This is a genomic window from Streptomyces sp. NPDC088732, assembly GCF_044751205.1.
Classification (GTDB): Bacteria; Actinomycetota; Actinomycetes; order Streptomycetales; family Streptomycetaceae; genus Actinacidiphila.
Genome location: NZ_JBIVLI010000002.1, coordinates 192,780 through 213,616, shown reverse-complemented (window position 1 = coordinate 213,616; position 20,837 = coordinate 192,780). Strand labels below are relative to the sequence as shown.

Here is a 20,837-nt window from a genome sequence, read left to right as displayed (position 1 = left end):
TCCGGCATGCCCGCGGAGCTCAGGCCGTGAGGCTCTCGATCGCGACGGGGAGGTGGCGGGGGCCGCGCAGGACCGCGTTGGCGCGGTAGGGGGGCGGGTCCTCGAGCAGCCGGGAGAACTTGACCCGGCGGAACAGTTCGGGCACGGCCAGGTGGAGTTCCATCCGGGCGAGCGGGGCGCCGAAGCAGTAGTGGATGCCGGTGTAGAAGCCCAGGTGCTCGTTGTCCTTGCGGTCGGGGTCGAACCGGTCGGGGTCCTCGAAGCGCTTGGGGTCGCGGTTGGCCGCGGCCAGCATGAGCCACACCGGCGAGCCCTTGGGGATCGTGGTGCCGGCGATGTCGATGTCGGCGATCGCGGTGGTCCACGGCACGAACTGCACGGGCGGCTCGTACCGCAGGACCTCCTCGACGATCGGGACGGCCAGGTCCGGCTCCTTCAGGAAGCGTTCCAGGACGTCGGGGTGGCGCAGCAGGGTGAGCGTCGTGTTGGTGATCGCGTTGACCGTGGTCTCGTGGCCCGCGACCAGGAGCAGCACGGCGGTGGCCTCCAGGTCGGCCGGTGTCATGTCGGGCGCGAGCGCGCTGAGCATCCCGGTGCCGGGGTGGCGGCGTTTGCTCTCGATCAGGTCGGACAGGTAGCCGCCCAGCTCCTCGCGCGCCTGCTGCCCCTTGGCCTGGCCCGCCTCGCCGGCCTGGGGATCCTGCGCCGACGCCAGCGCGTCGGCCCAGACGTGGAAGCGCGACTCGTCCTCGCGCGGCACGCCCAGCACCTTGCAGATGGCGGTGACGGGAAGGGGATAGGCGAAGTCGTCGACGATGTCGACCTGGTCCTTGCCCTCGAAGGCGTCGAGCAGTTCGGTGACGACCCTGGCGAGTTCCCCGCGCAGGTCCTCGATGAACCTGGGGCTGTGCGGGGGGCCGAAGGGCCGGTTGATGGTGTCGCGCAGCCGGTCGTGCACCGGCGGGTCGGTGAAGATGAAGCTCGGCGGCAGGTTGGTGTCGTCCGCGTGCCCCGTGCGCGCGAAGCCCGCGGGCCGGTTGCGCGTGTCGTTGCTCAGCCGCGGGTCGTTGGCCAGGCTCCGCACCTCGTAGTAGGTGCTGACCACGTAGGTGCCGTCGTCCAGCAGCCTCACCGGGATCTCGCGCAGTTCCTCGTAGAGCGGGTACGGATCGGCCCGGTGGGCGTAGTCGGTGATCTGCTCGATGATGCTGCCGGACGTCATGGCGTCTCCTGGGGGCTCCGGGCGGCACGGTGCCGGCGATCAGGCGTGCGACGGAGTGAAGGCGACGCGCCGTTCACTCGGTGAGTGGCCCGTCAGCGTGACCGTGGCCCCGTGGGTGGGCAGATGGGGGTCCGGGAAGGCCGGGTCGACCGGCTGCGCGGTCTCGGAGCGGCAGTCGACCGTGCGGTACTCCGGCGGGAAGGGCGCGCCGGCCGCGATCTGCTGCTCGTAGAAGCCCAGCCACTTGGCCCCGTCGAAGGACACCGCGGCGATGACGCGGCCGCGGTAGCCGTACACCGCGACGAACCGGTCCTCGGCGAGGGCCCCTTGGGCGACGACCAGCCGGTCTCCCAGCGGGGGCACGCCCACGGACTTGATGTTGACGCCGAACTGGGAGGACCAGAACATCGGCAGCCACAGGTGGGGACGGCGCTCGGGGCTCGCGCAGACCATGTTGTGGGCGGCGATCTCTGCCTGCTCGACCGCGTTGCCCCAGTGCTCCAGGGACAGGAACTGGTAGTCGAACAGCGGGTGGGGGCTGCGGGCGACGTCGCCGGCGGCGTAGATGTCGTCGGTGACGATGCCGTTGACGTCGAACACCCGGCATCCGGCGTCGCAGGCGATCCCCCGGGGACCGGCGGCCACTCCCGAGCCGGCGAGCCATTCGGTGTTGCGGACGGCGCCGAGCGAGACGACCGCCACCTCCACGTCGATCACCGAGCCGTCCGACAGATGGGCGCGCCTGAGCCGCCCGACGTAGTCACCCTCCAGTGCGGTGACGCTGATGCCGCAGCGCAGATCGACCCCCTTCCTGCGCTGCATGCGGTCCGCGACCGCGCCGATCACTCCGCCGAGCGCGCCCACCAGCGGTGCCGGGCCGCGTTCGGCGACCGTGACCTCGATGCCGAGTTCCCGGCACGCGGAGGCGACCTCGGAGCCCGTGAAACCGGCGCCGATCACCAGCACGCGGGAGACACCCCCGGTCAGCTTGCGGTGCAGGCGTACGGAGTCGTCGCGGGTACGCAGCACGAACACGCCGTCCAGCGCGGCCTCTTCCGGATGGATCCAGGGTCGCGCCCGGGTCCCGGTGGTGATCAGCAGGCGGTCGTAGGGGACGGTGTCCCCGCCCGCCAGGCGCACCAGTTTGGCGTCCCGGTCCAGGCCCTCGGCGGCGGTGCCCAGCCGCCACTCGGCGTCGATGTCGCGCCGCCGCGGCAGCGCGGTGTCCTCGGGCCGGGCCCGTCCGAGCAGCGCCTGCTTGGACAGCGGCGGCCGGTCGTAGGGTTCGTACGGCTCGTCGCCGATCATGGTCAGCGATCCGGTGAAACCCCGGTCGCGCAGGGTCTCCGCGGCGCGCAGCCCGGCCAGCGAGGCACCGACGACGACGATGCGGCCCCTGCGCCGCAGGACCTCGACGTCCGTGTCAGCCGACATGGGGCCGCACCCCCTTCGTCGGTTCGTCCGACCAGTCGACGAGGATCGCCTGGACCGGGCATGCGGCGGCGGCCTGCTCCACGCGGTCGCGTTGCGCCTCGTCGAAGCGCGGGGTGAACAGCAGCGCCTCGTTCCCGTGGAGGGAGAAGACGTCCGGGGCGAGGAAGACGCACTGCGCGAATCCCTGGCACCGGTTGAGATCGACGACAAGCCTCATCTGGAATCCGCTCCCTGGTCAGGCCGCGGCCCCCCGGTGCACCGGCGCTCCGCGCCGCGGGCTCCGCAACCGTTGCGCTCGGTCTACCCGATCCGATGGCATGCCTTCCCCTCAGAATCGGCTCCCTCCCAGCGGCCCGCAAACCGGGAGCGGGCGGGACGAAGGTCCAAGGGCCCGGTTGGCGAAGGGCGGACCGGGTGCCGCGGGGACGCAGCGCCGCCGCGGTGCGGGGCCGGCGAACTTCTCACCGCCGGAGCGCAGTTCCCCCGGGTGTCGGGGAGTGCCGCGCGCGGCGAACGGACCTGCCCGGCCGCGCCGTCCGCCCGGCGGTGACGCAGACTGAGGCCGTGCCGCCCTCACTCGTGCGTCCCACCACCGCCGTCCACGCGTCCTACGTCGCCGCGATGGAGGAGTTCCGGGCCGAGGGGCGCGGCGCCCGGGGCGAGCTCTCGGCGATCGGGAACGCGCTGCGCAAGTACGGCGACCGCTGGCGGGACCCGGCGGTCTTCGCCGAGCACGTGACGAAGGTCCGGGGCCCGACCCGCGACCCGGTCGACCTGTGCGTGACGTACTGGTACGTGGACGGCGACGCCTTCCTCGGCCGGCTCTCCGTCCGCCCGCAACTGACGCCGCCCTGGGGCGAACTGCTCGGCCACGTCGGCTACGACGTCCGGCCGTCCGCACGGCGCAGGGGGCACGCGACCGCGATGCTCCGTGCCGCTCTGCCGCTGGCCCGTCAACTCGGCCTCGACCCGGCCCTGGTCACCTGCGACGCGGGCAACGCGGCCTCGCGGAGGGTCATCGAGGCCAACGGCGGGATCCTCGACGGCGCCACCGGGGGCAAGCTGCGCTTCCGGGTGTGACGGGGCAGCCGGCGGGCACGGGACCCGCGGCGCCCGGGGCGCGGGGACGGTTGCGGGGCCCGTGGTGCACGGTGCGGATTCGGAAGCCCGGAACCCCCAGTAACCTGGAAGGTGACAAGCAGCCCCACTCGGGGCGACCAGACGCACGAGGGACTGAACGACACTGGGCAAGCGACAGCCCGAAGGCCCGCCGCCCGCACCCGCGGTGCAGCGCATCCGACTGCGCTACACCAAGCGCGGCCGCCTCCGGTTCACCAGCCACCGCGACTTCCAGCGCGCATTCGAGCGGGCGCTGCGGCGCGCCGAGGTGCCCATGGCGTACTCGGCCGGTTTCACCCCGCATCCCAAGGTGTCGTACGCGAACGCCGCACCCACCGGCGTCGGCAGCGAGGCCGAGTACCTGGAGATCGCGCTCGCCGAGGCCCGGGAGCCGGAGAAGCTGCGCCTGCTGCTGGACGAGTCGCTGCCCGGCGGTCTCGACGTCGTCGACGCCGTGGAGGCCCGCACCTCGGGTCTCGCCGAGCGCCTGGAGGCGTCGGTGTGGCAGCTGCGGCTGGACGGTGTGGAGCGGGCCGACGCCGAAAAGGCGGTGGCCGCGTTCCTGGCCGCCGAGGCCGTCGAGGTCCAGCGGATGACGAAGAACGGCGTGCGCAGTTTCGACGCGCGCGGCGCCGTGACCCGGCTCGAAGTGGTCGACCCGCAGGTCGCCGCGGGCCATGGCGACGGCTTCGAACAGGGTGCCGATAGGCCTGGGCCAGCACCTTGTGCGATACTGCGGCTGGTTGTTCGGCATTTGACACCTGCCGTGCGACCCGACGACGTCCTGTCCGGCCTCCGTGCGGTGGCCGACCTCGCGCCGCCGGTCCCCGCAGCGGTGACCAGGCTGGCGCAGGGGCCGCTCGACGAGGAGACCGGCACGGTGACCGATCCGCTCGCGCCTGACCGCGATGCCGCGACGGTACCGGAAGGCTCAGCGTAGGACTGCCGTCGTTGTGCCGCCGAGGCGTTCGGGGTGACCCGGAACCGGCAGCACGCATCAGACGAGACTTTCGTCGGCCCGTCAGGGCGGTGCCGACGAGCGATACGACAGCTCCCGTGTGGCGCCCGCGCCCCCGGGCGGCGGCACCGCGAAGACGCGGGCCGCCGTGGACCGGATCAGGGTGCGGCGCCCGGGAGCGTGACGGGAGAAATGCCCGCATGCTCGAGAACAACGAGCCGAACGAGGCGCCCGAGAACGGCGCCCCCGAAAACGCCACCGGTGGCACCGGCGGCACCGACACGGAGGCCACGGCCGCTCCGCGCCGACGGCGCCGCGCGGCCTCACGGCCGGCGGGTCCGCCCGCCGGCGCCGTGAACGCCCCCGAGGCGGCCGACGCGCCCGCCGGTGCTCCGGCCATACCGGCCGAGGCGCCCGCCGAGGCCGAGGCCGCTCCCGCGCGCACTCGCCGCCGGGCCACCCGCAAGGCCGTCGCGCCGGAGAGTGCGCCCGCGGAGACGGCGGAGGCGGCCGAAGCCGCACCGGCTCCGGCCCGTCGTCGTGCCACGCGCAAGACGGCCGCACCGGCGCAGAGCGCCGAGACCCCCGAGATCCCCGAGACCCCCCAGGACACTGCGTCCACGCAGGCCGCTCCCGCGGAGCAGGCCGAGCCGTCCGCGGCGCCGCCCCGCGCGCGGCGCCGTGCGACCCGCAAGGTCGCCAGCCCCGAGCCGGTCGAGGCCGCGATGCCGGCCGAGGCCGCGGACACGCAGGCCAAGGAGCTCCAGTCGGACCTGCCGCTGCACGCGGAGGCCCCGGCCGAGCAGGCCGCCGCCCCGGCGCGCACCCGCCGTCGTGCGACGCGCAAGGTGGCCAGCCCCGAGCCGGCTGCCGCCGCCGAGTCGCCGGCCGCCCCCGTCGAGGCCGCTGCCGCCGCGGACGCTCCCGCGAAGGCACTGCGGGAGCCGGCCGGCAAGGCCGCGGCGGCGGAGCAGCCCAAGGCGCGCCGCAGCCGCAAGCGGGCCGCCCCGGCCGCTTCGTTCCTCGCGGCCGACGACGGCTCGCGCCGCCTCAAGCCGGGCGCGCTCGCGCCGCGTGAGGAGGAGGCGAAGGCTGTGGAGGCGCCCGCCCCCGAGGCCCCCGCCGCCGTGGCGCAGCCGCGCGTCTACACCGCCAAGGCGATCCAGGACGGGACCGGCTGGGCCGTCGAGGTCGAGGACGCGTACGAGATCCGCGGCTACGGCGACACCGTCGAGGAGGCGCGTGCCAGGGCCGTCGAGGCCGTGGCGGAGGCCTTCGGCGTACCCGCTGGCAGCGTGGTCGTCGAGGTCCGGGACGAGGTGCCCCGCGGCGGGCGGCACGAGGCCGTGAAACCCGTTGTTGAGGCCGCCGAGGCTGCCGAGGCCCCCGAGGAGGAGCCCGCGCCGTCGCGGGGCCGCCGTCGCGCGACCCGCCCGCCGATGGCGGTGTTCCAGGCGCCGGTGTTCCAGGCGCCCGGCACGGCGCCGGTGGAGCGGCCCCAGGCCGAGCGGCCCGTCGAGCACGAGGACGAGCACGAGCCCGAGAGCGACGTCGCCGACGGGCACGACACCGACGAGTACCCGGCCGCCGAGAGCGCCGGCCGCCGTCGCCGCCGCCGTCGCCGCGGTGAGCCCGCCGAGGTCGCCGTGGCCGCGGAGACGCACGCCGGCCGGATCGCCGACGAGCACGACGACGCCGAGGCCGACGACCACGACGACGCCGAGACCGACGCCCACGAGGACGCCGAGGCCGACGAGCACGAGGCGGACGACGACCACGAGGGCGACCGCCCGTCCCGCCGCCGCCGCCGTGGTGGCCGCCGCCGCCGTCGCGGCGAGGCCGCCGAGGGCGAGGAGACCGCCGCCGGCGAGGAGGACGAGGAGGACGAGGGCGAGGAGGACGCCGAGGACCACGCGGGCGACAGCACGAGCAGCCGTCGCCGACGCCGTCGCCGCCGCCGTGGCGGTGACGGGAGCGAGGAGAACCTGGGCGAGGACGCCCCCGAGCGCACGGTCGTCAAGATCCGTGAGCCCCGCAAGGCGGCCGAGCCGGCCGACGAGGTGCAGTCCATCAAGGGCTCCACGCGTCTGGAGGCCAAGAAGCAGCGCCGCCGGGAGGGCCGCGAGCAGGGCCGCCGCCGGGTGCCGATCATCACCGAGGCCGAGTTCCTGGCCCGCCGCGAGGCGGTCGAGCGCGTCATGGTCGTGCGTGAGAACGGCGACCGGACGCAGATCGGCGTGCTGGAGGACGGCGTCCTCGTCGAGCACTACGTCAACAAGGAGCAGGCCACCTCCTACGTCGGCAACGTCTACCTGGGCAAGGTCCAGAACGTGCTGCCGTCCATGGAGGCCGCGTTCGTCGACATCGGCAAGGGCCGCAACGCGGTGCTGTACGCCGGTGAGGTCAACTTCGAGGCGCTGGGCATGTCGGGCGGGCCGCGCCGCATCGAGGCGGCCCTGAAGTCGGGCCAGCCGGTCCTGGTGCAGGTCACCAAGGACCCGATCGGCCACAAGGGCGCCCGTCTGACGAGCCAGGTCTCGCTGCCCGGCCGCTACCTGGTCTACGTGCCCGAGGGCTCGATGACCGGCATCAGCCGCAAGCTGCCCGACACCGAGCGCGCCCGGCTGAAGCAGATCCTCAAGAAGATCGTCCCCGAGGACGCGGGCGTCATCGTGCGCACCGCCGCCGAGGGCGCGAGCGAGGACGAGCTGCGCCGCGACGTCGAGCGGCTCCAGTCGCAGTGGGAGGACATCCAGAAGCGGGCCAAGACCGGCAACGCGCCGTCGCTGCTGTACGGCGAGCCGGACATGACCGTCCGGGTCGTCCGCGACATCTTCAACGAGGACTTCAGCAAGGTCGTCGTCAGCGGTGACAACGCGTGGGAGACCATCCACGACTACGTCACGAACGTCGCGCCGGACCTGGCGGACCGGCTGGGCCGCTGGAGCTCCGAGGTCGACGTCTTCGCCACGTACCGGATCGACGAGCAGCTGCTGAAGGCGCTGGACCGCAAGGTCTGGCTGCCGAGCGGCGGTTCGCTGGTGATCGACCGGACCGAGGCGATGGTCGTCATCGACGTCAACACCGGCAAGTTCACCGGTCAGGGCGGCAACCTCGAGGAGACGGTCACCAGGAACAACCTGGAGGCGGCCGAGGAGATCGTGCGCCAGCTGCGGCTGCGCGACCTGGGCGGCATCATCGTGATCGACTTCATCGACATGGTGCTGGAGTCCAACCGCGACCTGGTCATGCGCCGCCTGCTGGAGTGCCTCGGCCGGGACCGCACCAAGCACCAGGTGGCCGAGGTCACTTCGCTCGGCCTGGTGCAGATGACCCGCAAGCGGGTCGGCCAGGGCCTGCTGGAGTCGTTCTCCGAGACCTGCGTGCACTGCAACGGACGCGGTGTCATCGTCCACATGGACCAGGCCACGGCGGTCGGCGGCGGCGGCAAGCGCAAGCGCCGTCGCGGCGGCGGCGGCGATGAGCCGGTGGCCGCCGAGGTGGCCGGCGGCATCGCCGAGGTCGAGGCCGACGAGGCCGACGAGACCGAAGCGTTCACCGAGTTGGAGCCGGCCGCGGTCGCCGAGGCCGAGCTGGTGCCCGCGGTCGGCGGAGCCGACGACGAGTGGTTCAGCAGCCCGGCGGAGGCCGAGGCGGCGGCCGGCCGGCGTTCCCGGCGGCGCGCGTCGCGGCGGGTCACCGCCCCGGTGAGCTCGCCGGACGCCACGGCGGAGGTCGTCACGGTCGTCCCGGCCGCGGCCCCTGCCACCGAGCCGCAGGCGGCGGAGGCCGCCGCGGTCGCCGAGCCGGCCCCGGTGGCCGAGGAGGCCGTCGCGGAGGCGGCGCCCCCGGCCCGTACCCGGCGCCGGGCGACCCGCAAGGTCAGCGCGCCCAGCGCCCCGGCCGGCGAGGCCGAGACGGTGGTCGTCCCGGCCTCGGCGGAGCCGGTCGCCGAGCAGGCCCCTGCCGAGGAGCCCGTGGCGGAGGCCGCCGAGGCCGCGCCGCCCACCCCGCGCCGTCGTGCCACGCGCAAGGTGTCGGCGCCCTCGGGCCCGTCCAGCGCCGAGGCCGAGGCCGCCGTTGTGGTCATCCCGGCCGCCGACGCGCAGCCGGCGGACACCGGCGCGGAAGCGGCGGAGGAGGCGGAGGCCGAGGCGGAGCCCAAGAAGCGGGCCCCGCGCAAGACCGCGGCCAAGAAGGCCCCGGCCAAGAAGGCCGCCGCGAAGAAGACGGCCGCGAAGAAGACCGCGGTGAAGAAGACGGCGGCGAAGAAGTCCGCCGCGAAGGCCACGGCCGAGGCGCCCACCGAGGCGTCCTGACCCCGGGTCACCGCACGCGGGCCGTCCCCCACCGGGGGGCGGCCCGCGGCGCGTCCCGGGGCATGCGCATCCCGGTTTGACCCCATCGGGGGCGCCCCGTAACCTTGACCTTCGGCGTTTTAGCGCCCATTCCTGAGCACCTCCCTCCCGGCCCGGCCGGGAGAGGCCCCCCACGCTCCGCAGGGACGGCTGGCGTCAGGAGTGACGATCCGAGCGAGAGAGTGAGTTCCGCGTGTACGCAATCGTGCGCAGCGGTGGCCGCCAGCACAAGGTGGCCGTCGGCGACATCGTCGAGGTTGACAAGATTTCCACGGGCAAGGTGGGCGACGCGGTCGAGCTCTCGACCCTGCTCGTGGTCGATGGCGAAGCCGTCACCAGCGACCCGTGGGTGCTGGCCGGGATCAAGGTCCAGGCCGAGATCGTGGACCACCACAAGGGCGTCAAGATCGACATCCTGCGGTACAAGAACAAGACCGGCTACCGCCGTCGTCAGGGTCACCGCCAGCAGTACACGGCGCTGAAGATCACCGGCATCCCCGCCGCTGCGAAGTAAGGGACTGAAGAGAGATGGCACACAAGAAGGGCGCATCGTCCACCCGGAACGGTCGCGACTCCAATGCCCAGCGGCTCGGCGTCAAGCGCTTCGGCGGCCAGGTCGTGAACGCCGGTGAGATCATCATCCGCCAGCGCGGCACCCACTTCCACCCCGGCGCGGGCGTCGGCCGTGGCAAGGACGACACGCTGTTCGCCCTCGCCGCCGGTGCGGTCGAGTTCGGCACCAGCCGTGGTCGCAAGGTCGTGAACGTCGTCCCGGTCGCCTGAGCGATCGCACGCGTACGACGTCACCGAGGGCGGACGCTGCTTCCCGGGCGGGAAGCAGGTCCGCCCTCGGCGCGTTGCACCATCGGCACCAGCACGTCACTGTTTGTTTGAGGAGGAAGACGGCATGACAACCTTCGTGGACCGCGTCGAGCTGCACGTCGCCGCGGGTAACGGGGGCCATGGCTGCGCCTCCGTGCACCGGGAGAAGTTCAAGCCCCTGGGCGGCCCCGACGGCGGCAACGGCGGGCGGGGCGGTGATGTGATGCTGGTCGTCGACCAGGCGGTCACCACGCTCATCGACTACCACCACAGCCCCCACCGCAAGGCGACCAACGGCAAGCCCGGCGAGGGCGGCAACCGCTCCGGCAAGGACGGCACGGACATGGTCCTGCCGGTGCCGAACGGCACCGTCGTCCTGGACAAGCAGGGCAATGTGCTCGCCGACCTCGTCGGCCACGGCACCACCTTCATCGCCGGCCAGGGCGGCCGCGGCGGCCTCGGCAACGCGGCGCTGGCCTCCGCCCGCCGCAAGGCCCCCGGCTTTGCGCTGCTGGGCGAGCCGGGCAAGGACCAGGACATCGTCCTGGAGCTCAAGACCGTCGCCGACGTGGCGCTGGTCGGCTACCCGAGCGCGGGCAAGTCCTCGCTCATCTCGGTCCTGTCGGCCGCCAAGCCGAAGATCGCCGACTACCCGTTCACCACGCTCGTGCCCAACCTGGGCGTGGTGACCGCCGGGTCCACCGTCTACACCATCGCGGACGTCCCCGGGCTGATCCCGGGTGCGAGCCAGGGCCGCGGGCTGGGGCTGGAGTTCCTGCGGCACGTCGAGCGCTGCAGCGTCCTCGTGCACGTCCTGGACACCGCCACGCTGGAGTCCGAGCGCGACCCGGTCTCCGACCTCGACACGATCGAGGAGGAGCTGAAGCAGTACGGCGGTCTGGGCGACCGGCCGCGGGTCGTCGTGCTCAACAAGGTGGACGTGCCCGACGGGCAGGAGCTGGCCGACATGGTCCGCCCCGAGCTGGAGTCCCGCGGCTACCAGGTCTTCGAGGTCTCCGCGGTCGCCCACAAGGGCCTGCGGGAGCTGTCGTACGCCCTCGCCGGCATCGTCGCCGAGGCGCGGGCCGCCAAGCCCGTCGAGGAGGCCACCCGTGTCGTCATCCGGCCCAAGGCCGTGGACGACGCGGGCTTCACGATCGTCGCCGAGGACGGTTTCTACCGCGTCGTCGGCGAGAAGCCCGAGCGCTGGGTGCGCCAGACCGACTTCTCCAACGACGAGGCCGTCGGCTACCTCGCCGACCGGCTCGCCCGCCTCGGGGTCGAGGAGCAACTCCTCAAGGCCGGTGCCCGCCAGGGCGACGAGGTCGTCATCGGCAGCACCGAGGACGCGGTCGTCTTCGACTGGGAGCCGACCATGGCCGCAGGCGCCGAGATGCTGGGCCGCCGCGGCGAGGACCACCGCTTCGACGCACCGCGGCCGGCCGCGCAGCGGCGCCACGACCGCAATGCGGAACGGGACGAGGCCGAGCGCGAGTACCACGGCTTCGAGCCGTTCTAGAGCCGGCTGAAAGCACAGACAGCGGTCCGCGTACTCGGCGGAGAACTTTTCGGAGTCGCCGAGTACGCGGACGGGCCGCTCGAGGGTACGGATCCCGGATCAGGGTGCATCGTTTAGCCACCACGGGGTGGAAGCGGCTTTCCGTCGCGTCGCGCAATGCCGCAATCCATACTGCGTCAGAAGTTCTCACTTCTTTCGAGATATTTCGCCCGGAACCCGCTTGGTCAACTCCCGTGGACAAACGCTTGGACCACGTTGGACCCGAGCGATATGGCGCTGAATGCTTTCGATCCCGTAGTCGATGTCGTGATCGGCAACCGGGTCGTTCGGGCGACTGCTCAGAGATAGAGTCATCTGATAGCTTAAGCGGAAACACGCAGGCCGGAACGGAGGTGCGAGGGGCTGGTCCGACCCTGACCCGGTCGAGCGCATACCCTCAGAAACGATGCTGCAACTGCACAAGCTCGAGCGTTACAAGGACGATCAGGGAAATGAGATCGTCTACGACGGTGAGATACGCGAGGACAAGATCGATATCCGGTTCAAGGGATCGAACAACACACTCGTCATCAGCGCCGACGCCGACATCAGGGACCTGCTCGTCACCTTCTCGGGAGACAACGGGCGGATCGAAATAGGTTCGACCGTGAAGAAGCGCGCGGGTCTCCGCTTCGAGTTGCGCTGCGGACACGAGTCCCGGATCCGGATCGGCGAGAACGTGGGCTGCGCCGGCCGCACCTTCATCTCCGCAGTCGAAGGCGTGTCGGTGACGATCGGTGACGATGTGATGTTCGCGAAGAACATCGAGGTGCGCGGCGACGACACCCACCCGATTTTCGACGTGCGCACCGAGAAGCGCATGAACCCGTCCCAGTCGATTGTCGTGGGCGAACACGTCTGGATCGCGAAGCACGCGGTCGTGATGGGCGGTGTCACCATCGGCAACGGCTCGGTGATCGGCTTCCGCAGCATCGTCACCTCGTCCATTCCGAACAACTGCATCGCGGTCGGAGCACCGGCGCGCGTGGTGCGGAAGGACATCGCCTGGGAGCGTCCCGAGGTCGTGCCGCGCCGCCCGAACGAGCAGTATCCGCGCAAGGGCGAGAAATCCCCGAAGTACTGGAACCTCACCGATGAGACGGCGATCCCGGAGAAGCCGGTGGTGCGGCCGCGGGCGGAGGCGCCGCAGCGGCGATTGGCCCGACGTCTCCCGGCACCGGTACGGCGACTGGCCCGCAAACTGCGCCCGTCGCGAAAGGTCTGACGCGACCGTCGATCGCGGTGGCCGTCCGGCACCGAGGTGTTCCGGATGCCGAATGACATCAGCCCGGCAGCAGATCGCCTCGGCACGAACTTCGTTCGTGCCGAGGCGATCTGCTGCCGGGCGGCTCTCGTTCTCAGCCTGCTGGGTGCGGAGTTCGCCCGACGGTCGCCTCCAGATGGGTCACCATGCGGTTCAGCCCGACCGACAGGTCGACCACCGGGCTCCAGCCGAGGGCCGCCAGCCGCGCGCTGTCCAGTCCCTGCTTCTTGGCCAGGCTGTAGGACCGCGCGTCGGACTCGTTGCTGAAGCGCAACTGGAGTCCACGGTCCGGCCGGACCTCGGTGAACAGCTCCGCCAGGCGCCGGATGGAGACCAGCCCGGCCGGATCCGCGACGTTGTAGGCCGTCTGGTCACCGCGGAGCAGCGCATAGAACATCCCGGCGATGGCGTCGGCCACGTACGTGTAGGTGCGCACGCCCGAGCCGTCGCTGTTGAGCACGATGTCCTTGCCGGCCACCACGCTCGCCGCGAAGTCGGCCTGCACCCGCCCGTCGTCGAGCGCCATCCCGGGCCCGTAGATGTGGCCGAACCTGACGACACGGCAGTCGATGCCGTGCTGAGCCTGGTAACTCGCGCAGATGGTCTCCGCGGCGCGTTTGCCCTCGGCGTAGCAGGCGCGAGGGTTGAGGATGTCGAAACCGCCGTAACTCTGCTCGTCGATGAGCTCGGTCTCCGGAGGCTGGGCTCCGTACACCTCGGCAGAGGACATCAGCACGAAACCGCGGCTGGCCTTCGCCACGCAGAGGTCGAGCAGATGGAAGGCGCCCAGGAGGTTGGCCTGGATCGTCGCGACCGGCCGGCTGCCGTGCAGGGCGGGCCGTGCGGCACTTGCCCCGTGGATCACGTAGTCGACGGGGCCGGACAGTTCGAGCGGGACCGACACGTCCTGGACCACGAGGTGGAAGTCGGGGCGGTCGAGCACGTCCGCGAGCAGACGCCTGGCCTTCTCCTCGTTCCGCACCAGACCGTGCACGGTGATGCCCAGCCCGTGCCGGTCGTTCAGCGCGAGCAGGGTGTAGACGGCGTACGAGGGCAGCATGCCGCTCGCGCCGGTGACGAGCACGGCGCGACCGGACAGCTCGTTCCACGGCAGGTCGCGGTCGAGGATTTCGTCGAGGTCGTGCGCCACGACCGAGCTGGAGACGGTGGTCACTGGAGTCACGTACCTACGATCTGCTGGTTCTCGATGATCTCGAAGAAGGTCCGGCAGAGGTAGAAGTCCTCGGCCGTCGTGATCTTTATGTTCGAGCGGGGGCCGACCACCCGGTAGAGCTTCTGACCGTACCGGTGCATGAGGGAGCACGAGTCGATGCTGTCGTGCTCGCCCTCGGCGACCGCCCGGTCGTACAGCCCGAGGATCTGGCCGAGCCGGAAGCTCTGCGGGGCCTGCGCGGCGTAGATGTGGTCGCGCGGGATCACATCGTCGATGTGCTCGTTCTCGCTCGACACCACGGTCTCGTTGAACTTCGTGCAGGTGATGGCGGAGCCGTGCTCCTTGACGGTCTCGATGTTGGCGGTGATCAGCTTCGCGTCGATCAGCGGCCGCACGCCGTCGTGGATGAGGGCCACGGTGTCCTCGGGGCACTCGGCGGCCACCGTCCTGAGAGCGTTGTGCCGGGACTCCTGACCGGTCTTGCCGCCGTCGACGATCCACCTCACCTTCTCGATCTCGTACCGCTTGAGCAGCTTCGCCATGTGCTCGCGGTATTCGGGAAGGATCGCGATGGCGATGGCATCGATGTCCGGGTGGCTCTCGAAGCGCTCGAGGGTGTGGATGATGATCGGCTTGCCGTTGATCTCCAGGAACTGCTTCGGGAGGTCCCGCGAGTTCATCCTTGAACCGATGCCGCCGGCGAAAAGCAACGCAACGTTCACAGCTCATGCCTCCGATTGGTCACTGAGCGGTTGGTCGCCCACCGCCGTGTCGTCCGGGGCGAGATCGAGCCACCGGTGGTCGCCGTTTGTGTCTCCGTCTGCGGCGGGATCCCCCAGCACCACCCAGTCGATCACCCGGTCCGCGGAATTCGTGTCGACGAAGTCGAAGTTCTCCTGCCGGAACTGCTCGACCTTCGAGAGGTCGTAGTCCTCGTCCTGAAGGGCCTTGAGCAGTTCGTCGAAGGTCACGCAGATCTTGCCGGGAGCGACGGAGTCGTAGTCTCGGTGGAACCCGCGGATCACCGAGTAGGTTTCCTTGTCGTACGCGTAGAACAGGATCGGTCTGTCGAGCAGTGTGTACTCGTAGATGATGGACGAGTAGTCGGTGACGAGTACATCCGTGACATGCAGCAGGTCGTTGGTGTCCGGGAACGACGCAAAGTCCAGCAGCCGGTCGGAATATTCCGCGGGAATCGGAACGGAGCCCGGAATGAAGTGGTGCATGCGGAAGAGCACGACGAACTTGTCCCCGCAGACTTCGTGCAGCTTCGCGAAGTCGATGCGGTCGTAATCGTAATGAGCGTCGCCGATGCTTTTCCCGCGGAAGGTCGGCGCAAACAGCACGATCTTCTTGCCCTTGAGCTTCGGGTTGGCGACGAAGAAGTCCTCGACGACCTTGCGGGAGTGGTCCTTGTCGAGGAACGTGTCTATTCGGGGCAGGCCGGTCGGTACGACCGCGGATTCCTCGATGCCAAATGCCTCGGCGTACACCGGCACCAGATGCTTGGATCCGGTGATCACGTAGGTGTACTTGCGGTGGGCGTTGGTCAGCTTCGGCGAACCGTATCGTCCGAACCGGCTGTAGCCGACCGACTTGAATCCGCTTCCGGCGTGCCAGAGTTGGATGATCTTGGTTTTCGGGGAGATGCCCAGCTGCGCGAGGAGCCCGAAGTAGTCGTCCATCAGAACGGTGTCCGACGTCGCGAGCAAGTAGATCAGACGCAGCGTGCTCCACTTGTTCGCGGTGCTGGGAACCCGGAACGAGTGGCGGAACGAGTACTTCTTGTCGAGGCCCCGCTCGATCATCCGGTCATGGACGCGCGCCAGGTTGCCGCCGAGGCCTGTGCGCATTTCTGAGGCGAACAGGATCCGGTTGCCACGCGGGGGGTTCAGGCGGCGCGAGAGGGAATAGACGTGATTGGCGAGCTTGCGGCGCCGGGCCCGTGGCAGGACCCGCAGCCCGAGTCGCTTGCGCAGCGGTGCCTTCGGGGCGTCCTTGTTCGTGCTCGGCCCGGCGCTGCGGAACAGCTGGTACGTCCGCATCAGGAACTCGGGGTTCTCGTCGTCGTCCGAGAGTCCGAACGCGATCACGTACGCCGAGCGGTTGCGGTCGTAGAGGAAGGTACGGGAGTCCACGTCAAGGCGATCCGTGGCCTTGAGGTCGAAGCCGGCGGCCGGCAGTCGTTCCTCACCGATCACCGGAACGATCCGCCAAGTGCCGTTGGGTACCTGGCGGCGATCCTGGAAGTTGGTGACGTTGATCTCCAGGCGGTGCTGTTCGGCGCCTGTTTGCCGAGAGTTCACCGGAAACTCTCGCTCACCGTCCACAATCAGGAAACGGAGAGCACTAGGATCTCCAGTGAAGCCAGAGACGACCGCGGTGAGAGAAAGGTGTATGCGCTCCCACGAAATCGCCGCTATCAAGCAACGTGCCATCGTCATCCTTCCGTCCGTGAACCGTCGCGCAATCATGAGACCCGCGCGACGGCCATGAGGCATGCGTGCGCCGGGTAGGGCGACCATGGGAGCATAGCCTACTGACTCAGAGCTCCCCCAAGCCGTGACGAGCGCCACCAGCCTCGGAGCGAGGGGTTGAGCTGCACCGTCGAAGGCCTTGTGCGAGGTTCCTGGCTCTCCGGCGCCGCTTGAAGCGGACGGGTCCACAGGCCGGTGTCCGAATAGTACTCCGGCAGGCCGGCTGTAGCGATAAACCCGGTTTCGTCGGGCGCGGGTCGCGTGGCGCCGGCGGTGGCTGTCACGACCGGAGTGCGGTGGCGGATGCCGAGCAGTTCGCCACGGACCCCGCAACCGTCCCGCCGGGTCCGGGTGATCACTCACGGTCCTCGCCCGGGAGTGCCCTCTCCGGCTCGTGCCGCCGGCGCAGGACGGCGGGCTCCCCGTGCGGCCGCCCGGCGGTCGCCGCCGGGCCCCGCGGAGCAAGTCCCCCGGCAGGGCGCGTCATTGGGGTTCCGGTCGCGCTGCGGGGAGCCTGGCGGAGCACGGGAGGAGCCGAGTGGACGAGAGCCGTCCGTGTGCTGGACGCATGCGCGGCGGCCACGCCGACTTCCCGTAGATTCGGCACGTGGACGCGAGTGTGCAACCCAACCGGCGCGAGGAGACGGGCAGCGAAGTGGCAGGGGCAAGCCAGGCTGTGCGCGAGGCCCGCAGGATCGTCGTCAAGGTGGGTTCCTCGTCGCTGACGACGGCCGCCGGGGGCCTGGACGCGGACCGCGTCGACGCCCTGGTGGACGTGGTCGCCAAGGCGCACGGCACCGAGCGGGAGATCGTGCTGGTCTCCTCCGGCGCCATCGCCGCTGGGCTGGCGCCCCTGGGCCTGGACCGGCGCCCCCGGGACCTCGCCCGGCAGCAGGCCGCCGCCAGCGTCGGCCAGGGCCTGCTGGTCGCCCGGTACACCGCCTCCTTCGCCCGGTACGGCGTCCGCGTCGGGCAGGTGCTGCTCACCTCCGACGACATGAGCCGCCGGGCCCACTACCGCAACGCGTACCGGACCCTGGACAAGCTGCTCGCCATGGGCGCCGTCCCCGTCGTCAACGAGAACGACACGGTGGCCACGGACGAGATCCGCTTCGGCGACAACGACCGCCTGGCGGCCCTGGTCGCGCATCTCGTCCGGGCCGACCTGCTGGTGCTGCTCTCCGACGTCGACGGCCTGTACGACGGCGACCCGAGCACCCCCGGCACCTCCCGCATCGCCGAGGTCCGCGGCCCGCGGGACCTCGACGGCGTCTCCATCGGCAGCGCCGGCAAGGCCGGCGTCGGCACCGGCGGCATGGTGACCAAGGTCGAGGCCGCGCGGATCGCCGCGGGGGCCGGGATGCCCGTGGTGCTGACGTCCGCCTCGCAGGCCGCGGACGCGCTCGCCGGACGGCCGACCGGCACCCTCTTCCACCCCACCGGCAAGCGGTCCGCGGACCGCCTGCTGTGGCTGGCCCACGCCTCCGCCCCGCTGGGCGCGCTCATCCTCGACGACGGCGCCGTCCAGGCCGTCGTCAAGCGCCGCACCTCGCTGCTGCCGGCCGGTATCGCGGGCATCGAGGGCGACTTCTCGGCCGGCGACCCGGTCGAGCTGCGCGACGCCTCGGGACACGCCGTGGCGCGCGGACTGGTCAACTTCGACGCCCGCGAACTGCCCCGGCTGCTCGGCCGGTCCACCCGCGAACTGGCCCGCGAGCTCGGTCCCGCGTACGAGCGGGAAGTCGTGCACCGGGACGACCTCGTACTCCTGAACCCGTAGCCCGCCCCCTTCGTGGTTACTTCGTGAAAACGGCCCCGCGGCCGCCCGCCGACTGCTCAACTTTGAGGGCGGGGAAGGAATTCGACGGAGACGACGACAACGGCAACGACAGCGACCCACAGGGACGACAGGTGACGACAGGGAGGCCGCCGGTGAGACGAGTGCGCCCAGGGGCATCCTCGTCCCGCGGGACGGCGGAGCGGACACTGGTGAGCGTGGCGGCCGACGAGGGCGCACCGAGGACCCACGCGGCCCCGCAGCAGACCCCGTCGACGGCGAAGCCGCAGGAGCGCCCCGTGTCCCGGCTCTGGCACGTCACGCTCAGCGTCTCCGGCCCCGAGGCCCCGCTGGCGGAGGTGCGGCGCGCCCTGGAGCAGCTCGCGCACGACCACCCCTTCCTGCTCACCAGCCGGTACGCGGCCGACCACGCCGAGATCCGGTACTGGGAGGAGGCGCGCGACCTGCACGACGCCGCCGCCATCGCCCTGCGGCTGTGGGGCGAGCACCGGGCGTCCGCGAAGCTGCCGCCCTGGGAGACGGTCGGCCTGGAGGTCATCGACCGCGACACGTACCACCAGCGCATCGCCGAGGGCTACGGGCCACCGCCCGCCGCCCCCGTCGGAGTGCACCCGTACTGAGCCGTACGGAACCGTCCGGGTCTCACCGGCTGGAAAGACACCCCCCAGGGCGGTGCCCACGCCGTACGCTGACGGCTATGAGCAGCCGCAGCCACAGCAACGACGACCTCGCCGCCTCCCTGCCCTCGCCGTGGCCGGCGTCACCGGTCCTGCAGGCCGCCTACCGGGCAAGGTCCGCCGCCGCCGACATCGCGCCGCTGCCGCGCGCGGCCAAGGACGACGCGCTGCTGGCCATCGCCGACGCCCTCCTGGTGCGCACCAAGGAGATCGTCGAGGCCAACACGCTCGACGTGGAGCGGGCCCGCGCCGCCGGCACCGCCGAGGGCATCGTCGACCGGCTCACCCTGAGCCCCGAGCGCGTCCGCGCCATCTCCTCCGACGTGCGGGACGTGGCCGGGCTGCCCGACCCGGTGGGCGAGGTCGTCCGCGGTTCGACCCTGGCCAACGGGCTCGACCTGCGACAGGTCCGGGTGCCGCTGGGCGTGGTCGGCATCATCTACGAGGCGCGTCCGAACGTCACCGTGGACGCCGCCGCCCTGTGCCTGAAGTCCGGCAACGCGGTGCTGCTGCGCGGCTCGTCCTCGGCGTACCACTCCAACACCGCCCTGGTCACCGTGCTGCGCGACGCGATCGGCGGCGCCGGGCTGCCGGCCGACGCGATCCAGCTGGTGCCGGGCGAGAGCCGGGAGTCGGTGCGCGAGCTGATGCGCGCCCGCGGCCAGGTCGACGTGCTCATCCCGCGCGGCGGCGCCTCACTGATCCGCTCCGTGGTCGAGGAGTCCACCGTCCCGGTCATCGAGACCGGCACGGGCAACTGCCATGTGTACGTGGACGCGCAGGCCGACCTCGACATGGCGGTGCGCATCCTGGTCAACTCCAAGGCGCAGCGTCCCAGCGTCTGCAACTCCGCGGAGACCCTGCTGGTGCACCAGGACATCGCGGGCGAGTTCCTGCCGCGCGCCCTGGACGCGCTGGCCTCGGCGGGCGTCACCGTGCACGCCGACGAGCGCGTCCGCGACATCGCGGAGAAGTCCGGCACGAAGGCGACCGTCGTCCCCGCCACCGTGGAGGACTGGGAGACCGAGTACCTGAGCCACGACATCGCCGCGGCCGTCGTGGACTCCCTGGACGCCGCGGTGGCGCACATCCGGCTGTGGTCCTCGGGGCACACCGAGGCGATCGTCACCGCTTCGCAGCCCGCCGCCCGCAGGTTCACCCAGTTGGTGGATTCCGCCGCGGTCGCCGTGAACGCCTCGACGCGCTTCACCGACGGGGGGCAGTTCGGCTTCGGCGCGGAGATCGGCATCTCGACGCAGAAGCTGCACGCCCGCGGCCCCATGGGCCTGCCGGAGCTGACCTCGACCAAGTACGTCATCACCGGCGACGGCCAGACCCGCGGCTGAGGGCCGGCGGGCGGGACACGGGCACTTCACGGCGTTCGGGGCGGACTTTCCCCGGCGGCCTGCCCAATCCGCGTCATCGGCCCTATTCTGGACGGGTGCCGGACGACCTGGGGGGCAAGCCGTTCCCGGACGGCGAGGACCACGGTGGCGCGGATGACGAATTCGCGTCCGTGGTGTTCGACGAGGCCTTCATACGTGCGGCAGCCTTCCACGAGCCCAGCGCCCACGAGCGCATGCTCGCGGCCGCCACGGCCCAGGCCGAGGCCGAGGCCTCCCGCGCCCGCCTCCTCGGCGTCCAGGACGGCTCCGCCCCGTACGACGAGCACGCGGACCGCACCGCGGAGGACGACGAGTACGACGAGCTCTACGCCCAGCGCCGCCCCTACCGCGGGCACGGCCGCTGGCACCGCATGGTGGCCTGGCTGCTGGCGGTCGTCATGGGCATCGGGGTCGTCGCACTGACGTTCGCCGCGGTCTACCGGGGAGCCGGTGGGGGCAGCCGCCAGCCGGCCGTCCCGCCCTCCCCGGCGGGCCGTATCGGCGCGCCCTCGATGCCCCCCGTAGTGGTCAGCCCAACGCCCTGAGCGTCGAGAGAAGTTGTGCGTACCAGGACGTTTTAAAGAGCCCGGA

The 20,837-nt window shown here is 71.4% G+C and carries 17 protein-coding genes; 11 read left to right on the top strand and 6 right to left on the bottom strand.

The annotated features are described in order from the left end of the window. Window positions 1-19: 19 nt before the first annotated feature. Genes ACIP9H_RS03835 through ACIP9H_RS03825 form a run of 3 tightly spaced genes read right to left on the bottom strand, consistent with a single transcriptional unit; the run spans window position 20 to window position 2,873 of the window. Entirely contained in the window at window positions 20-1,222 is a 1,203-nt protein-coding gene (locus ACIP9H_RS03835; RefSeq protein WP_401957335.1) for a cytochrome P450, read from the bottom strand. Window positions 1,223-1,261: 39 nt separating this feature from the next. Further along, on the bottom strand, window positions 1,262-2,656 hold the full coding sequence (locus ACIP9H_RS03830) for an NAD(P)/FAD-dependent oxidoreductase (protein WP_401957333.1): 1,395 nt from the start codon (window positions 2,654-2,656) through the stop codon (window positions 1,262-1,264). Beyond that, a complete protein-coding gene (locus ACIP9H_RS03825; protein WP_401582774.1) occupies window positions 2,646-2,873 on the bottom strand; it encodes a ferredoxin in 228 nt (75 codons plus the stop codon). The genes ACIP9H_RS03830 and ACIP9H_RS03825 overlap by 11 nt, the downstream gene beginning before the upstream one ends. A 347-nt stretch (window positions 2,874-3,220) precedes the next feature. On the opposite strand from ACIP9H_RS03825, the gene ACIP9H_RS03820 reads away from it, so the two are divergent. The 7 genes from ACIP9H_RS03820 (at window position 3,221) to ACIP9H_RS03790 (ending at window position 12,696) form a co-directional block, all read left to right on the top strand. Next, window positions 3,221-3,736 (top strand): GNAT family N-acetyltransferase, encoded by a 516-nt coding sequence (locus ACIP9H_RS03820; RefSeq protein ID WP_401582772.1) that lies wholly within the window; start codon window positions 3,221-3,223, stop codon window positions 3,734-3,736. 205 nt (window positions 3,737-3,941) lie between these two features. Next, on the top strand, window positions 3,942-4,715 hold the full coding sequence (locus tag ACIP9H_RS03815) for a TIGR03936 family radical SAM-associated protein (RefSeq protein ID WP_401957329.1): 774 nt from the start codon (window positions 3,942-3,944) through the stop codon (window positions 4,713-4,715). Between the two features lie 218 nt (window positions 4,716-4,933). Further along, entirely contained in the window at window positions 4,934-9,052 is a 4,119-nt protein-coding gene (locus ACIP9H_RS03810) for an Rne/Rng family ribonuclease (RefSeq protein WP_401957327.1), read from the top strand. A gap of 232 nt (window positions 9,053-9,284) precedes the next feature. After that, window positions 9,285-9,605, top strand: a complete 321-nt coding sequence (rplU, locus tag ACIP9H_RS03805; RefSeq protein WP_360906893.1) for a 50S ribosomal protein L21 — start codon at window positions 9,285-9,287, stop codon at window positions 9,603-9,605. A 14-nt stretch (window positions 9,606-9,619) separates the two neighbouring features. Next, complete coding sequence (gene rpmA, locus ACIP9H_RS03800) at window positions 9,620-9,874, top strand: 50S ribosomal protein L27 (protein WP_319664657.1); 255 nt, start codon at window positions 9,620-9,622, stop codon at window positions 9,872-9,874. Window positions 9,875-9,998: 124 nt separating this feature from the next. Next, the gene (gene obgE, locus ACIP9H_RS03795) at window positions 9,999-11,432 is read left to right on the top strand and encodes a GTPase ObgE (protein ID WP_401582767.1); all 1,434 of its coding nucleotides are present in this window, start codon (window positions 9,999-10,001) and stop codon (window positions 11,430-11,432) included. A gap of 445 nt (window positions 11,433-11,877) precedes the next feature. Next, a complete protein-coding gene (locus tag ACIP9H_RS03790; protein WP_401582766.1) occupies window positions 11,878-12,696 on the top strand; it encodes an acyltransferase in 819 nt (272 codons plus the stop codon). Window positions 12,697-12,829: 133 nt separating this feature from the next. Here the strand turns inward: ACIP9H_RS03790 and ACIP9H_RS03785 are convergent, their stop codons facing one another. The 3 genes from ACIP9H_RS03785 to ACIP9H_RS03775 are packed head-to-tail and all read right to left on the bottom strand — an operon-like array spanning window position 12,830 to window position 16,239. Beyond that, window positions 12,830-13,918: an NAD-dependent epimerase/dehydratase family protein gene (locus tag ACIP9H_RS03785; RefSeq protein WP_401582764.1), complete on the bottom strand. Its 1,089-nt coding sequence runs from the start codon at window positions 13,916-13,918 to the stop codon at window positions 12,830-12,832. Beyond that, window positions 13,915-14,631, bottom strand: coding sequence for a 2-C-methyl-D-erythritol 4-phosphate cytidylyltransferase (locus tag ACIP9H_RS03780; RefSeq protein ID WP_401957323.1), 717 nt, complete (start codon window positions 14,629-14,631; stop codon window positions 13,915-13,917). Before ACIP9H_RS03780 ends, ACIP9H_RS03785 begins: the two co-directional genes overlap by 4 nt. 3 nt (window positions 14,632-14,634) lie before the next feature. After that, on the bottom strand, window positions 14,635-16,239 hold the full coding sequence (locus ACIP9H_RS03775; RefSeq protein ID WP_401957321.1) for a CDP-glycerol glycerophosphotransferase family protein: 1,605 nt from the start codon (window positions 16,237-16,239) through the stop codon (window positions 14,635-14,637). An 823-nt stretch (window positions 16,240-17,062) separates the two neighbouring features. On the opposite strand from ACIP9H_RS03775, the gene proB reads away from it, so the two are divergent. The 4 genes from proB to ACIP9H_RS03755 all read left to right on the top strand — a co-directional run bounded on the left by proB (window position 17,063) and on the right by ACIP9H_RS03755 (window position 20,791). After that, window positions 17,063-18,166: a glutamate 5-kinase gene (proB, locus tag ACIP9H_RS03770; RefSeq protein ID WP_401583204.1), complete on the top strand. Its 1,104-nt coding sequence runs from the start codon at window positions 17,063-17,065 to the stop codon at window positions 18,164-18,166. A 152-nt stretch (window positions 18,167-18,318) separates the two neighbouring features. Then, window positions 18,319-18,804 (top strand): hypothetical protein, encoded by a 486-nt coding sequence (locus tag ACIP9H_RS03765; RefSeq protein WP_401582761.1) that lies wholly within the window; start codon window positions 18,319-18,321, stop codon window positions 18,802-18,804. Between the two features lie 77 nt (window positions 18,805-18,881). Beyond that, window positions 18,882-20,207 (top strand): glutamate-5-semialdehyde dehydrogenase, encoded by a 1,326-nt coding sequence (locus tag ACIP9H_RS03760; protein WP_401957319.1) that lies wholly within the window; start codon window positions 18,882-18,884, stop codon window positions 20,205-20,207. A gap of 95 nt (window positions 20,208-20,302) precedes the next feature. Then, on the top strand, window positions 20,303-20,791 hold the full coding sequence (locus ACIP9H_RS03755; RefSeq protein ID WP_401582757.1) for a hypothetical protein: 489 nt from the start codon (window positions 20,303-20,305) through the stop codon (window positions 20,789-20,791). Window positions 20,792-20,837 lie beyond the last annotated feature (46 nt).